The sequence below is a fragment of the Azospirillum sp. FG154 genome, from assembly GCF_057809575.1.
Genome location: NZ_JBMDKF010000012.1, coordinates 155,404 through 168,867, shown reverse-complemented (window position 1 = coordinate 168,867; position 13,464 = coordinate 155,404). Strand labels below are relative to the sequence as shown.

The window sequence follows — 13,464 nt, the reverse complement described above, 5'->3', positions numbered from 1 at the left end:
CCGTGTCAAATCTTGTCAGACATCCCCGATCTCTTCGTTCAAGCGATTGCCCTGGCGCGCCCGACGCCGCTCTTGCGGGCGACGCCGCGCCGCGCCTATAGTCCGTGCCTTCACTGGGGGGAGCCGATGGTCGGCTGAGAGGTCTCAAGCGCTGAGACGACCCCTGGAACCTGATCCGGTTCATGCCGGCGTAGGGATCAGTGAGCCGCCCATGGACCAGATCGACCGCGTCGCGGGCGCTTCGCCCTTTCGCTCCCCCCCTGTACCGTTGCCCGCCGCGCCGCTGGCGGTGCGGGTGTCGTCGGCGCGTCTGACCTATGGCGGCGACGTCCTGTTTTCCGATCTGAGTCTGACGCTGGAGGCCGGGCGCACCACCTGCCTGCTGGGACCGAGCGGCGTCGGCAAAACCACCCTGCTGCGCATCCTCGCCGGACTGGCGGAGCCGGAAGCGCCGACGCGGGTGGAAACGGACGATGGTTTGCCGCTGGCCGGGCGCGTCGCCTACATGGCCCAACAGGATCTGCTGCTGCCCTGGCTGTCGGCGCTCGACAACGTGCTGTTGGGCGACCGGCTGCGGCGCAAACGCGTCACCCCGGAACAGGCGGCCCGCGCCGCCGCCCTGCTGGACCGCGTTGGTCTGGCCGGGCGGGAGGGCGACCGGCCCGCCACCCTGTCGGGCGGCCAGCGGCAACGGGTGGCGCTGGCCCGCACCCTGATGGAAGACAAGCCGCTGGTCCTGATGGACGAGCCGTTTTCGGCGCTGGACGCGTTGACCCGGCTGCGGCTTCAGGAGACGGCGGCGGAAACCCTGGTTGGCCGCACCGTGTTGATGGTGACGCACGACCCGTTGGAGGCGTTGCGCATCGGCGACCGGCTGCATGTGATGACCGGGCGCCCGGCCAGCGTCGGCCCGGCGCTGACCCCGCCCGGAATCGCGCCCCGGCGGGTCGATGACCCGGCGTTGCTGGCGCTCCAGGCTGAGCTGTTGCGGAGATTGGCCGGATGATGATCGCCCCGCTGGCGCGCCTCGCCGTCACGCTCGCGGTTCTTCTGGGCGGCTGGCAGACGTTGGTCTGGCTCACCGGCCTGCCGCGCTATCTGTTGCCCAGCCCGCTGGCGGTGGCCGAGGCGATGCAACGGCAGGCCCCCTTGCTGCTCCAGCATGGTTTGACCACGCTGACCGAAATCATTCTTGGCCTGCTGGGCGGTGTCGCTTTGGGCGGCCTCAGCGCCCTGACCTTGGCGCGTTTCCGCACGGCGCGGCGCTGGCTGATGCCGCTGCTGGTGGTCAGCCAAGCGATTCCGGTCTTCGCGCTGGCCCCCCTGCTGGTGCTGTGGCTGGGGTACGGCATGGCGTCCAAGATCGCCATGGCGGTTCTCGTCATCTATTTCCCGGTGACGACGGCCCTGTTCGACGGGCTGCGCCGGACGGAGCCGGGCTGGCTGGACCTCGCCCGCACCATGGGGGCGACGCCCGCCGCCACGTTGTGGGTGATCCGCCTGCCCGCCGCCCAGCCCGCCTTCTGGTCAGGGGTGCGGGTCGCCGCCGCCGTCGCGCCGATTGGCGCGGTGATCGGCGAGTGGGTCGGCTCCTCGTCGGGTCTTGGCTATCTGATGCTGCACGCCAACGCCCGGATGCAAATCGACCTGCTGTTCGCCGCCGTGCTGGTTCTGGGCCTGTTCGCCGTGGCGCTTTACGCCGCCGTGGACGCGCTGGCCCGCCGCGCCCTGCCCTGGCAGCCCGACACCCAACCCGCTGACGATTCAGCCTAACCCCGCCATAAGGATTGTTCAGGATGAAGCGCCTGTTCACCGTGACCACCATCCTCGCCGGTCTGCTGGCCGCCGCGCCCGCGACCGCGCAGGACAAGCTGTCGGTGATGCTCGACTGGTTCGTTAACCCCGACCACGCCCCGTTGATCGTCGCCCAGGAAAAGGGCTTTTTCAAAGACGTCGGGCTGGACGTGACGCTGACCGCCCCCGCCGACCCCAACGACCCGCCCAAGCTGGTGGCGGCGGGCGGGGCCGATCTGGCCATTTCCTACCAGCCGCAACAGATCATCCAGGTGGCGGAAGGGTTGCCGCTGGTCCGCGTCGGCACGCTGATCTCCACCCCGCTCAACGCCGTGGTCGCTCTGCGCGACGGCCCGATCAAGAGCCTGAAGGATCTGAAGGGCCGCAAGGTCGGCTTCTCCATCGCCGGGTTTGAAGACGCGCTGCTGGGCGCCATGCTGGAAAAGCAGGGCCTGAGCCTGAACGACGTCACGCTGGTGAATGTGAATTTCTCGCTGTCGCCGTCGCTGCTGTCGGGGCAGGTGGACGCGGTGATTGGGGCCTTCCGCAATTTTGAACTCAACCAGATGGACATTGAAAAGCATCCGGGCCGCGCCTTTTATCCCGAAGAGGAGGGCGTCCCCCCCTATGACGAGCTGATCGTCGTCGCCCACAAGGACAAGACCGGCGATCCCCGCGTCAAGCGCTTCCTCGACGCGGTGGAACGCGCGACGCTTTACATCCTGAACCACCCGGAAGAGGCGCAGGCCGCCTTCGTCAAGGGCCGCCCGGAACTGAACGACGAGTTGAACCGCCGCGCCTGGGCCGACACCTTGCCGCGCTTCTCGCACAGCCCGGCGGCGCTTGATTCCGCCCGTTACGCCCGCTTCGCCGAATTCCTGAAGGCGCGCGGCCTCATCAAGACGGTGGAGCCGGTGGAGCGTTACGCGGTGGTCGTCCAGTAAGGGCCATCAAGTTCAGCCAAGTTCAGCGACGTCCGGCGACGCGACTTAGCGGCGCAGGACAGCGACAGCCCATTGCCTTCCGATGGCGCGGGGCGTTACCTCTAACGGGCGACGCTCCTGCCGCCGGTCTGACGCTCAGGCCAACGGCAGGAGGCCGGCGGCGAGGCCGATCAGACCGGGGGATATTTGGGATGCCGATCAAGACCATTCTTCTGCACATGGCCAACGACGACGCCCACGCCACCCGTCTGGCCGTGGCCGCCATGCTGGCCAAGCGTTTTTCCGCCCATGTCCAGGCGCTTTACATCGCCACCCCGGTGTCGATGCCCGCCGGGGCCACCGGACGCGCCGCCTCTTACGGCTACATCGCCGAGGCGACCGCCATCGCCCATGAGAACGCCGAACGGATCGAGGCCGAGGTCAAATTGGCGCTGGCCGATTTGTCTTACTCCTGGAGCGTGGAAGAGGGCGACCATGTCGCCCTGCTGGCCGAACGGGCGCCCTACGCCGATCTGACCATCATCGCCCAATCCGCCGCCCAACGATCGGGAGAGCGGGTGGCTCTGCACGCGCCGGATCGGCTGCCGTTGGAAACCGTCGGCCCCACCTTGCTGTTGCCGCCAGTCCAACCGGCGAGCACCCCCATCGGACGCAACATTCTCATCGCCTGGAAGAACAGCCGCGAAGCGGCGCGCGCCGTCCGCAACGCCATGCCCTTTCTGGAGGAGGCGGAGCGCGTCACCGTGCTGACCATCGACTCGGCGGGCAAGGGCCATGAGGATGGCGTCGCTTTGGTCGCATGGCTGACCCGTCACGGCATCGCCGCGCACCATCACCCGTCGGTGGCGCTTGGCGGCGAGGTTGGCGACCTGATTCTCGCCTGCGCCGGGGACATCGGCGCGGATCTGCTGGTCATGGGGGCCTATGGCCATTCCCGCCTGCGGGAACTGGTGCTGGGCGGGGCCACCCGCAGCGTTCTGGCCAACACGCCGCTGCCCGTCCTGATGTCGCACTGAGCGGACGGGCTTCGGCCCGCCCTTCAGCCGAACAAGTGGTCGCGCAACGCCCGCCAGCTTTCGGCGTCGGGCGCGGCCAACAGGCTGCCGCTTCGCAAGGTGGGGCGATAGGGGGATCCATCGCTCAGCGCGGCGTATCCGCCCGCCTCGGCGTGCATCAACACCCCGGCGGCGTGGTCCCACGGCATCAGCCGGTGGTAGAGCGAATAATGCGCCCGTCCCTCCAGCAACCGCAAATACTCCTGCGCGGCGCTGGACAGGTTGGCCCGCTCGCCCAGCCCGCCCGCCCGCTCCTCAAGCTGGGCGGCCATCGCCGCGCCGCAAAAGCGGGTGGACAGGGCGCCGACCATCGCCGACAGGGGAACGGACTCGGCCACCCGCGCCCGCCGCCCGTCCAGCCACGCTCCTTGCCCCTTCACCGCCGTCGCCATGCGTCCATCCATCGGGTCATGAATCCAACCGGCGATGGTTTCGCCACGATGGACCAGGGCGACGATCACCGCGAACAGCGGGCGGCCCTGGGCGAAATTCATCGTGCCGTCCACCGGGTCGATGATCCACACCGGGGCGTCGCCGTCGAGATGATCGAACACGCGTTCATCCTCGGACGCCGCCTCTTCGCCCACCACGCGGCTGCCGGGCAGCAGGTCGGCCAGGGCGGGAGTCAAGGCGCGCTCCGCCGCCTCGTCGGCCAGCGTCACCAGATCCAGCGGCCCCGTCTTTTCCCGGATGGCGGCGGCGTTCAGATTGCGGAACCAGGGCAAAATCTCGGTCTTGGCCACCGCGCGGATCAAGGCCGACACCTGATCGACGTCGGGCAACGCCAGCGGGGGGTGGGAGGGGGTGTTCACGGGTGGTCGCTCGCCTTGTTCGCGTTGAACGTGGACCTTCACAATGACCTCAAGCTGGCCAAAACGACAGGGGGCATGGGCGCGCGCCTGCGTCACAAGCGCTCCCGAAACAACGCCCTCTGGCGGTTGGACGGCGGGCTTGTTATGCCAGACATTCGGTTGAAACGAGAAGGACCCCGGTGATGTTCGCGTGGCAAGAGGCAACCGTCGGCAGCGGATTGACGCTGCACGCTCCGCTGAATCTCCGCACGGACATCGCGGCGCTCCAGGCGGAATTCGACGCGCTGGACGCCTCGCTGCCGCCCGATCAGCGGGATTTCTTCAGCGGCGGCGGCGAATGGACGTCGATCACCCTGGTCAGTCAACCGTTGACGAAGGACGTCGGCCTCAAAGACGCCGCAACCCCCTTGCTGGATCGGATGCCGAGCGTTCGCGCGCTTTTGGAGCGATTCGCCGCGCCCGTGTTTCGTTGTTGCATCAGCCGTCAGCCGCCGCGCGGGCGTTTGGCCTGGCATTTCGACAACCAGGCCCTTCACCTGCCCGAATGCCGTCTTCTGGTTCCCATTCACGCCCCGCCGGGGGCAAAAACCCTGATTGGGTCGGAGACCGTCGCCTATCCCGAAGGAGTCGCCTGGACCGGCGATTTTTCGTTTCCGCATCAGGTGGAAAACGACGCCGACCGCCAACGCATCGTTCTTTTGATCGACGCGCCATCCACCGATTGGGTGCGCGGTCTGGCCCCGGCGGCGTTGGCGGAGAACGCGCCGCTTCGCCATCAGTTGGCCGAAACGGCGCGGAACGCGTTCCAGGCGTGGCGGTCCGCTCGCTGACAGCGACGGCGCGTCACCGTTTGGGCGGCGCCGCCGGTGGTTTGCTGTCCAGCTTCAGCGTTGGGCCGTCGCCGGTCGGGTTGGTCAGCAGAACCTTTCCGTCCAGGCCGCTGTCCTTCAGCGCCTTGGCCAAGGCGTCAAACGTCGCCTTGTCTTCGGCGGCGGCGGCGGCGTCCTTCGCGGGGTTGGGCGGCGGCGGCGGCACGGGACCGCCCTGCGCCGGTTCACGCGGCGCCTTGGGATCAGGCGGCGCCGGGGGTGTCGTGGTCGCCGTGTCCTTTTCCGGTTCTGGCTCCGGAGGCGGCGGCGGAGGCGGCTGCCACAAACGGAAACAGTCGGTGAAGGCCTGCTCCTTGCACGCCTTCAGCAAGGCGGCGGCGTCGGGCGCTTCGACCAGCGGTTCCGCTGGGGCGATCTGAAATTCACGGGGCGGCGGCGGCAACGGATCTTCCGGGGGGGTGTCCGGTTCCTCGACATAGCCGGGCGGCAAGGGCGGACGGACATGCCGCGTCGGCGGCTGCTGCGCAACCGCCGGACCGGACGTCAGAACAGGCCAGGCCAGCGCAAAGGCCAGCGGCAGAAGAACAGAACGAACGCGCACGAAGAACCCGGAAGCGATGGCCACCCGGCCATTATGACCTCGGGGCGGGGGCGCCGTCATCCGCCAAGTCGCGCGGACGGGCGAACGAAAAACGGAAGCGGGCGCGCCGTCGCCAACGCGCCCGCTTCCGTCATCCCTCGCGTGACGCCGATCAGAGATCGGGCTGTTGCAGGAAGCGCTTCTCAAACCGCGCCAGATCGGCGGGATCGATTGAGATCTGCAAATGCGCCCGCTCCTCGTCGTCGCGCCGTTCCAGCACCTCGCCCTTGGAGTAGAGCCACGCGAGCGCGGCGCCGTCGTCCAGAGCGACGTCGAGATCGACGACCCGACGATGGGCGTTCATCCGCTCGTCCAGCAGCCGGTCGAGCGCGTCGATTCCCTCCCCCGTCCGGGCGGAGACCGCCACGGCGCGCGGGTTGCGCGCCGTCTGGGTCAGAACCGCCGCGCGGCTGTCCTCGTCGAGCGAATCGATCTTGTTCAGAACCTCGATCACCCGCTCGTCGTTGTCGGCCTCCAGCCCCATGTCGCTCAACACCTCATAGACGTCGGCGCGCTGGGCGTCGGTGTCGATGTGGGCGACGTCGCGGACGTGCAGGATGATGTCGGCGGCGTCCACCTCCTCCAGCGTGGCGCGGAAGGCGGCGACCAGACCGTGCGGCAGATCGGAGATGAAGCCCACCGTGTCCGACAGGATCACCTTGCGGCCCGACGGCAGCGTGACCTGACGCATGGTCGGGTCCAGCGTGGCGAACAGCAGATCCTTGGCGAAGACGTCGGCGTTGGCCAGCCGGTTGAACAGGGTGGATTTCCCGGCGTTGGTGTAGCCGACCAGCGCCACCACCGGATAGGGCACCTTGGCCCGCGCCTTGCGGTGCAGACCACGGGTGCGCCGCACCTCGTCCAGCTCCTTCTTGATCTTGATGATGCGGTCGCCGATCAGACGGCGGTCCATCTCAAGCTGCGATTCGCCGGGACCGCCAAGGAAGCCGAAGCCGCCGCGCTGGCGTTCGAGGTGAGTCCAGGACCGCACCAAGCGGGATTTCTGATAGGTCAGCGACGCCAGTTCGACCTGGAGCATGCCTTCCCGCGTGCGGGCGCGGGCGCCGAAAATCTCCAGAATCAGGCCGGTGCGGTCGATGACCTTGGCCTTGAGCGCGCGTTCCAGATTGCGTTGCTGCACCGGGGACAGAGCGTGGTCGAGGATGACGAGGTCAGCCTCTTGTTCCTCCACCCGTTCGGCCAGATGCTCCACCGTGCCGGAGCCGAGCAGAGTCGCGGGCTGCGGGCGGTTCACCTTGACGCATTCGGCGTGGATGACATCCAGCTCGATCGCCTGGGCGAGGCCGACCGCCTCCTCCAAACAGGATTCGGGGGGGCGAGAAACCCCGTCCGCCTCGCTGCGGAGGACGGGGTGGACCACGATCACACGGCCAGCGCCCAACGGCGCCGCGCCTTCGTCATTGGTCATGGGATCAGACGCTCTCACCTTCCTTGGGCGGCTCGAAGAGTTGAATCGGATGCGCCGGCATGACCGTCGAAATCGCGTGCTTGTAGACCAGTTGCGAATGCGCGTCGCGCCGCAACAGAACCGAGAAATTGTCGAACCAAGTGATGATGCCCTGAAGTTTCACGCCATTCACAAGAAAGACGGTGACGGGAGTCTTGTTTTTACGAACGTGGTTGAGAAACACGTCCTGCACGTTCTGGCTTTTTTCAGACATTAAGATGCCCCCTTCTTGAATGTTCTTGGGACCAACCTTTGCGGGGTCGATCCACTTTCGTCCACGGCGCCGCTCCGCCCCAATCACGGGACCGGCTCAAACACCCGACTGAACGGATATGGTATCACCACCCGCGCCAACCAAGCCACACAAGGCTTCGCAATCGGCGTGACGGTGAGCGGGGGGAAAGCGATCAAAGCCGCTCCCCTCGCCCTGCCCTATTAACACCGGAACCAGACCGGCGCCATGGGCGCATTCCATATCGATGTCCGCGTCCCCCAAAAACCAGACATGCGGTCCCGGCTCCAGCCCCGACGGCTCCAGCGCCATCCGCACCGGGGCGGCGTGCGGCTTGTCGAACGGCGCGTCCTGCGCCCCGACCAGCCGCCCGAAATACTGGGTCCAGCCCAGCGCCTCGGCCTCCGCCCGCAGGAATTTTCCAGTCTTGTTCGACACCACCGCCTGATAAATCCTGCGTTCGGCGAAGGACCGCAGCAGCGATTCGGCCCCCGGCAACGGGCGCAAATGCTCCAAATGATGGGCGGCGAAATAGGCGTAGAACAGGTCGCGCGCCTCGGTCCAACGCTCGCCGAAGATGCGCGGGAAGCTGTCGCGCAGCGATTGCTTGATGCGGACGCGCGCCTCCTCCTCGTCCCAGGCGGGAAGATCGAACGAGACCAGCGCGTGATTCAAGGCGGCGCGCACGGTGCCCCAATTGTCGACCAGCGTGTTGTCCCAATCATAGAGGACGGCGCGCGGAATTTTAAACATTTTAGACAAATCACTTTCTCCGATTTATTCAAAAATATCTCACAACGAGCATTGGTATCATGAGGATAAGTGAATTTATTAATATTTTTCGCAATCACACGGTTGAAACGTCTTTATCCGACAGTGAAAATGAATTATTCTCCTTTCCGTTGATTTCCTTTCCGAATCCGCATAGATAAGGTGAGCGTTTCGGAACACGATCCCGTTTTATCAATTCACGAATCCTCGCAATCTCATAAAAATTGATACCGAGAAACAAATGCCAATAATTTTTCTCATTTTCATATTTTTTACCGTCCCATACCTTATGTTTTCAAGCGCGATGGAGCATGCCGCCAGCAGTCAAAAAATTAGAAAATCATTGAGGAAAGATATCATCGGATCGACCCTCCCCGTTATTTATGCGTTTGCTTCCGACAAATCCGTTTTGGTTCTTGGCGCTTGGGAAAGCATGGTCAAGAGCATATCCTTTTTTGGCGAAAGCGCTTTGTCTCTCATCGCCTTTCCGGCTATTTCTTTCTTCTCAGTTCAAGCCATCCGAATTGGGTTTTTCAATCAAAGTCCTCCATTCAGTGCAAGGCAATTTATTCTCTTTATAGTTCTATTCTACGCACTCCTTTTGTACTCGATGAGCAATGCTGATGTTATGATATTTTCATATCAATTTCCAATAATTTTAATGTTCGTTATTGGAGTTCTGTATTTTGTATTTCTAGGCGCGTGCCATACAATTTTTGCAAAACTCATCTCTCTGATAAATATATCAGGATTCGCAATCAGCATAATAAATGAAAATAGTTTATATTCTGAAAAATATTTTTTACTTCTTCAGGTTCTACCTAAATTTCCTGAAAAGGTAGGGTTTATTATAGTTGCAGTGTCAACTTTGGTATCCGCTTACAACTATTGCGTTGAGCGCGATTGGCTTCCCCCCTTTCCGATTTGACCCGTTCAAGCGGATGCTCGGTACGGAAAAGCGATTCACATCCGTCATCATTCTAGAGCACCGTGCCCAAAATGTGAAACAGCACGGCGCTCTAGGCTTTGATTTATCGAGCAGATTCACGCGTCAAATCGATCCCGATTTAACGCGATCTGCTCTAATCGATAAGATTGAAGAGCCACGTCCTGATCCCCATTCAAGCGTGTCGCTTCACACAGCGGCGAACACAACAAGCGGTTCGTCACTCGATGAACAGCTTGCCCTTTTCGCTGCCATGGACGCCCAGCGACTTCAGCTTGCGGTGCAGGGCTGAGCGCTCCATGCCGACGAAGGACGCGGTGCGCGAGATGTTGCCGCCAAAGCGCGTGACCTGGGCCAACAGATACTCGCGCTCGAACACCTCGCGGGCTTCGCGCAGCGGCAGACCCATGATTTCGCCGCCCTTGTCCCATTTCAGAACGGTCGGGGTGATGGCGCCGATTTCCGGCGGCAAGGTGTCGGCGCGAATCGGCTCCTTCAGATCGCCTTGCGCCATAATCAGCAGCCAATCAACGACGTTGCGCAATTGGCGGACGTTGCCCGGCCAGTCATAGGCCTGGAGCGCCGCCATCGCGTCTTCGCCAAACTCGCGCGCCGGCAGGCCCGCTCCTTCGGCGGAACGCTGCATGAAATGACGCGCCAGATGCGGGATGTCCTCGCGCCGTTCGGTCAGCGACGGCACGCGGATCGGAACCACCGACAGACGGTAGAACAGATCCTGGCGAAATCGCCCCTGGTCGATCTCCGCCTGAAGGTCGCGGTTGGAGGTGGCGATCACCCGGACGTCGACCTCGACCCGCTGGCCGCCGCCGACCCGCTCGAACACTTGCTCTTGCAAGGCGCGGACGATCTTGCCCTGGGTTTCCAACGGCATGTCGGCCACCTCGTCCAGCAGCAGCGTGCCGCCATGGGCCTGCTCGAAGGTGCCGATCTTGCCATGGCCGTCCACCCCGGCTTCGGTGCCGAACAGCTCCATCTCCAGCCGTTCCGGCCGCATGGTGGCGCAATTCAGCCCGACGAAGGGACCGTCGTTGCGGCGCGAGCGGGCGTGGATCAGCCGGGCCACCACCTCCTTGCCCGACCCGGCGGGGCCGGTGATGAGCACGCGGCTGCCCGTCGGCGCCACCTTTTCGATGCTCTGCCGCATCTGGTTGACGGCGGAGGAGCGGCCAATCAGCTCGACGTCGCCCCCGGCGCGCAGCTTCAACTCCTGGTTTTCCCGCTTCAGCCGCGACGCCTCGACCGCGCGTTCGACCATCAACAACAAGCGGTCGGCCTTGAAGGGCTTTTCGATGAAGTCGTAGGCGCCGATCTTGATCGCCTGGACAGCGGTTTCGATGTTGCCATGGCCGGAAATCATGATGACGGGCAGGTTCGCGTGATCGCGCATCAACTGCTCCAGAATTTGCAAACCGTCCAAACGGCTGCCCTGAAGCCAAATGTCGAGCACCACCAGACTGGGCCGCCGCGCCGACACTTGGGCGAAGGCCTGATCGGCGTCGGCGGCCTCCCGCGTCTTGATGCCTTCATCGTTCAGGATGCCGGCGATCAGCATCCGAATGTCGGCCTCGTCATCGACGATCAGAATGTCATGCGCCATGGGCTGCGTGCCTCATCTCTCCGCCGGTCTCCGCCGGCCTGTCGTCGCGTCCGGCGGTGTTCGCCACGGTCGCAACAGGGTGTGGAATCACCAAAGCCACGCGCGCGCCGGGACCGCCGTCACGGTCGCTCAGCGTCAACGCGCCGCCATGGTCTTCCATGATCTTCTTGACGATGGCCAAGCCAAGGCCGGTGCCTTTGGCCCGCGTCGTCACATAGGGTTCGGTCAGCCGGTCGCGCTGCTCGTCGGTCGGCAGACCTTTGCCATTGTCCTCGATGGTCAGCGTCACCTTTTCGTCGTCGCTCACCACCGTGATCGAGACCTCGCCGCCCGGCAGGGGGGAGCCGTCAGCCGATGGCGCGCGGCCTTCGATGGCGTCGGCGGCGTTCTGCAACAGGTTGGTCAACGCCTGGGAGATCTGACGGCTGTCGCACGCCACCGTCAGCGGCCCCGACGGCAAACGGGTGTCGAATCGAATGCTGCCGCTGTGGGCGCTGGATTGCAGGAACACCGCCTGACGAACCAAATCATTGATGTTGCAGGGCTTCATCACCGGTTGCGGCATCCGCGCGAAGGCGGAGAACTCATCCACCATGCGCCGGATGTCGTCCACCTGCCGGACGATGGTGTCCGTGCACATGGTGAACACCTCGGTGTCGCTGGTGATTTCCTTCAGATATTTGCGGCGCAGACGCTCGGCGGACAGTTGGATCGGCGTCAGCGGATTCTTGATCTCGTGCGCGATGCGCCGCGCCACGTCGGCCCAAGCCGCCTTGCGTTGGGCCGACACCAGTTCGGTGATGTCGTCGAAGGTCACGACATAGCCGCGCACCTCGCCGCCACGCCCTTCCGCCGCGATGCGGACCAACAGGGTGAGCGTGGCGGAACCGGGGCGGCGCAGTTGGATTTGATCCTGCACCACACGGCCCGGCCGTTTGGGCGCGTTTTCCAGCAAATCGGCCATGTCCGGCGACAGGTCGGCCAAGGCGACGCCGATCAATGTTTCGGGATCCTCCACCCCCAGCAGACGCGCCGCCGACAGGTTCGGCAGATTGATTCGGGCTGCGCCGTCCAGCCCAAGCACGCCGGCGGACACGCCCGCCAGCACGGTTTCGGTGAAGCGCCGCCGCTCGTCCAACAGGCGGTTGGTGGACAGCAATTCGCGCCGCTGCCCCTCGATCTCCGTGGTCATGCGGTTGAAGGCGCGGGACAGCAGAACAAACTCATCCTCGCCCGGCGGCTCCACAACCCGCACGGTCAAATCACCGGCGCGCACCCGTTCCGCCGCGCCAATCAGGGCGCTGATCGGGCGGGCCAGACGGGTGGCGAAGTTCAGCCCGGCCCACACCGCCGCCAGCAGCAGCAGCAGCGCCACCACCAGGAAAATCAGGGTGAAGGTGATTTGCAGGCTGCCGCGCTGGTTTTCCAGATCGGCGTATTCCTTCACCGCCCCTTGCGCGGCGGCCATGTGGGACAGCACGCGCGGTTCCACCATGCGCCCGACATAAAGGAAACTGTCGGACACCCGGTCCAACCCGACCAGCGCCCGCACCCGGTCGTCGTTCTCGCTGACGATCAACACCACCTCGCCCCGCCGGGCGATCTGGAGTTTCTCCTCAGGAATCGGGTCGAACTCCAGGGTGAAGGTGTAGCCCGACCGGGCGATGATCGCGCCGGTGGTGCCGTTGAAAACAATGGCCTCCGACAGGGCGCGCAACATGGATTGGGTGGCGACGATCTGCTCGAATCGGTGCGGATCGCTCGACAACCGAGCCTCCTGCGACAGATCGTTCGCCATCGCCAGCGCGTCGGCGCGGATGTTTTGCTGGTGTTCGTGCAAATAGGCGCTGGCGACGACCAGCGACTCGTTGACCGCCGTGCGCACCCGGTCGCTGAACCAGCTTTGCACCCCGACATAGAAAAAGATGGTGGAGAACACCGCCATGATGATGGCGGGGGCGACGGCCAACAGGCTGAACACCAACACCAGCCGGGTGTGCAGCCGCGAACCGGCCAAGCCGCGCCGCCGCCCCATCCAGATGCCGACGATCCGGCGCGAAATCAGCACGCCCAAGGTGAGCAGCAGGGCCAGATCCAGCGTCAGCAGCAAAGTGACGGTGCGCGGGTTGGATTGGCCGAAAGGCGCGCTTTCCGTCATCGCCGCGTAGGTCGCGAAACCCGCCGCCAAGGCGGCCAACGACAGGGCGAAAGCCAACCGCTTGGTCAGCCCCATGCGCGCCGACCAGTGGAGAAACCGTTGCCACAGAGGGGATGGATTTTCAGACGTCGTTGGCATGATCCGGCGCTAATCTGTTGCCGGAAAGATACACCTCTGTTGCCGCATTGCCAAGCGA

Annotated in this window: 13 protein-coding genes and 1 riboswitch; of the genes, 6 read left to right on the top strand and 7 right to left on the bottom strand. The window is 64.4% G+C overall.

The genetic code is table 11. From position 1 onward, the window contains the following. Window positions 1–106: 106 nt before the first annotated feature. Window positions 107–215: riboswitch (TPP riboswitch) on the top strand. The 4 genes from ACODS4_RS15855 to ACODS4_RS15840 all read left to right on the top strand — a co-directional run bounded on the left by ACODS4_RS15855 (window position 212) and on the right by ACODS4_RS15840 (window position 3,754). Further along, entirely contained in the window at window positions 212–1,006 is a 795-nt protein-coding gene (locus ACODS4_RS15855; RefSeq protein WP_488865279.1) for an ABC transporter ATP-binding protein, read from the top strand. It overlaps the preceding riboswitch by 4 nt. Further along, window positions 1,003–1,773, top strand: a complete 771-nt coding sequence (locus ACODS4_RS15850; RefSeq protein ID WP_488865277.1) for an ABC transporter permease — start codon at window positions 1,003–1,005, stop codon at window positions 1,771–1,773. The genes ACODS4_RS15855 and ACODS4_RS15850 overlap by 4 nt, the downstream gene beginning before the upstream one ends. A 23-nt stretch (window positions 1,774–1,796) precedes the next feature. Continuing rightward, window positions 1,797–2,738: an ABC transporter substrate-binding protein gene (locus tag ACODS4_RS15845; protein ID WP_488865275.1), complete on the top strand. Its 942-nt coding sequence runs from the start codon at window positions 1,797–1,799 to the stop codon at window positions 2,736–2,738. Between the two features lie 191 nt (window positions 2,739–2,929). Continuing rightward, window positions 2,930–3,754 (top strand): universal stress protein, encoded by an 825-nt coding sequence (locus tag ACODS4_RS15840; RefSeq protein ID WP_488865273.1) that lies wholly within the window; start codon window positions 2,930–2,932, stop codon window positions 3,752–3,754. 23 nt (window positions 3,755–3,777) lie between these two features. On the opposite strand, the gene ACODS4_RS15835 is transcribed toward ACODS4_RS15840, so the two are convergent. Continuing rightward, entirely contained in the window at window positions 3,778–4,605 is an 828-nt protein-coding gene (locus ACODS4_RS15835) for an inositol monophosphatase family protein (RefSeq protein WP_488865271.1), read from the bottom strand. Between the two features lie 182 nt (window positions 4,606–4,787). On the opposite strand from ACODS4_RS15835, the gene ACODS4_RS15830 reads away from it, so the two are divergent. After that, window positions 4,788–5,435 (top strand): aspartyl/asparaginyl beta-hydroxylase domain-containing protein, encoded by a 648-nt coding sequence (locus tag ACODS4_RS15830; RefSeq protein ID WP_488865269.1) that lies wholly within the window; start codon window positions 4,788–4,790, stop codon window positions 5,433–5,435. A 13-nt stretch (window positions 5,436–5,448) separates the two neighbouring features. Here ACODS4_RS15830 and ACODS4_RS15825 read toward each other — a convergent pair whose 3' ends face one another. From ACODS4_RS15825 to ACODS4_RS15810, 4 genes are all read right to left on the bottom strand, one after another. After that, entirely contained in the window at window positions 5,449–6,036 is a 588-nt protein-coding gene (locus tag ACODS4_RS15825) for a hypothetical protein (RefSeq protein ID WP_488865268.1), read from the bottom strand. Window positions 6,037–6,187: 151 nt separating this feature from the next. After that, on the bottom strand, window positions 6,188–7,504 hold the full coding sequence (hflX, locus tag ACODS4_RS15820; protein WP_488865266.1) for a GTPase HflX: 1,317 nt from the start codon (window positions 7,502–7,504) through the stop codon (window positions 6,188–6,190). 4 nt (window positions 7,505–7,508) lie between these two features. After that, on the bottom strand, window positions 7,509–7,757 hold the full coding sequence (gene hfq, locus ACODS4_RS15815) for an RNA chaperone Hfq (protein ID WP_012974114.1): 249 nt from the start codon (window positions 7,755–7,757) through the stop codon (window positions 7,509–7,511). Window positions 7,758–7,853: 96 nt separating this feature from the next. Further along, window positions 7,854–8,528 carry an HAD family hydrolase gene (locus ACODS4_RS15810; protein WP_488865263.1) on the bottom strand — a complete coding sequence of 225 codons (675 nt, stop codon included), beginning with the start codon at window positions 8,526–8,528 and terminating at the stop codon, window positions 7,854–7,856. A gap of 322 nt (window positions 8,529–8,850) precedes the next feature. Here ACODS4_RS15810 and ACODS4_RS15805 point away from each other — a divergent pair, with 322 nt between their 5' ends. Beyond that, on the top strand, window positions 8,851–9,474 hold the full coding sequence (locus tag ACODS4_RS15805; RefSeq protein WP_488865261.1) for a hypothetical protein: 624 nt from the start codon (window positions 8,851–8,853) through the stop codon (window positions 9,472–9,474). Between the two features lie 238 nt (window positions 9,475–9,712). Here the strand turns inward: ACODS4_RS15805 and ntrX are convergent, their stop codons facing one another. Both ntrX and ACODS4_RS15795 read right to left on the bottom strand, forming a co-directional pair. Then, window positions 9,713–11,110, bottom strand: coding sequence for a nitrogen assimilation response regulator NtrX (gene ntrX / locus ACODS4_RS15800; protein ID WP_488865259.1), 1,398 nt, complete (start codon window positions 11,108–11,110; stop codon window positions 9,713–9,715). Then, window positions 11,100–13,406 carry a sensor histidine kinase NtrY-like gene (locus ACODS4_RS15795; RefSeq protein ID WP_488865257.1) on the bottom strand — a complete coding sequence of 769 codons (2,307 nt, stop codon included), beginning with the start codon at window positions 13,404–13,406 and terminating at the stop codon, window positions 11,100–11,102. The genes ntrX and ACODS4_RS15795 overlap by 11 nt, the downstream gene beginning before the upstream one ends. Window positions 13,407–13,464: the final 58 nt, after the last annotated feature.

Bases quoted from the DNA above. Each gene is read 5' to 3' on its own strand.
- ACODS4_RS15855 (WP_488865279.1), top strand. From the start codon at position 212: ATGGACCAGATCGACCGCGTCGCGGGCGCTTCGCCCTTTCGCTCCCCC.
- ACODS4_RS15850 (WP_488865277.1), top strand. From the start codon at position 1,003: ATGATGATCGCCCCGCTGGCGCGCCTCGCCGTCACGCTCGCGGTTCTT.
- ACODS4_RS15845 (WP_488865275.1), top strand. From the start codon at position 1,797: ATGAAGCGCCTGTTCACCGTGACCACCATCCTCGCCGGTCTGCTGGCC.
- ACODS4_RS15840 (WP_488865273.1), top strand. From the start codon at position 2,930: ATGCCGATCAAGACCATTCTTCTGCACATGGCCAACGACGACGCCCAC.
- ACODS4_RS15830 (WP_488865269.1), top strand. From the start codon at position 4,788: ATGTTCGCGTGGCAAGAGGCAACCGTCGGCAGCGGATTGACGCTGCAC.
- hflX (WP_488865266.1), bottom strand. From the start codon at position 7,504: ATGACCAATGACGAAGGCGCGGCGCCGTTGGGCGCTGGCCGTGTGATC.
- hfq (WP_012974114.1), bottom strand. From the start codon at position 7,757: ATGTCTGAAAAAAGCCAGAACGTGCAGGACGTGTTTCTCAACCACGTT.
- ACODS4_RS15810 (WP_488865263.1), bottom strand. From the start codon at position 8,528: ATGTTTAAAATTCCGCGCGCCGTCCTCTATGATTGGGACAACACGCTG.
- ACODS4_RS15805 (WP_488865261.1), top strand. From the start codon at position 8,851: ATGGAGCATGCCGCCAGCAGTCAAAAAATTAGAAAATCATTGAGGAAA.
- ntrX (WP_488865259.1), bottom strand. From the start codon at position 11,110: ATGGCGCATGACATTCTGATCGTCGATGACGAGGCCGACATTCGGATG.
- ACODS4_RS15795 (WP_488865257.1), bottom strand. From the start codon at position 13,406: ATGCCAACGACGTCTGAAAATCCATCCCCTCTGTGGCAACGGTTTCTC.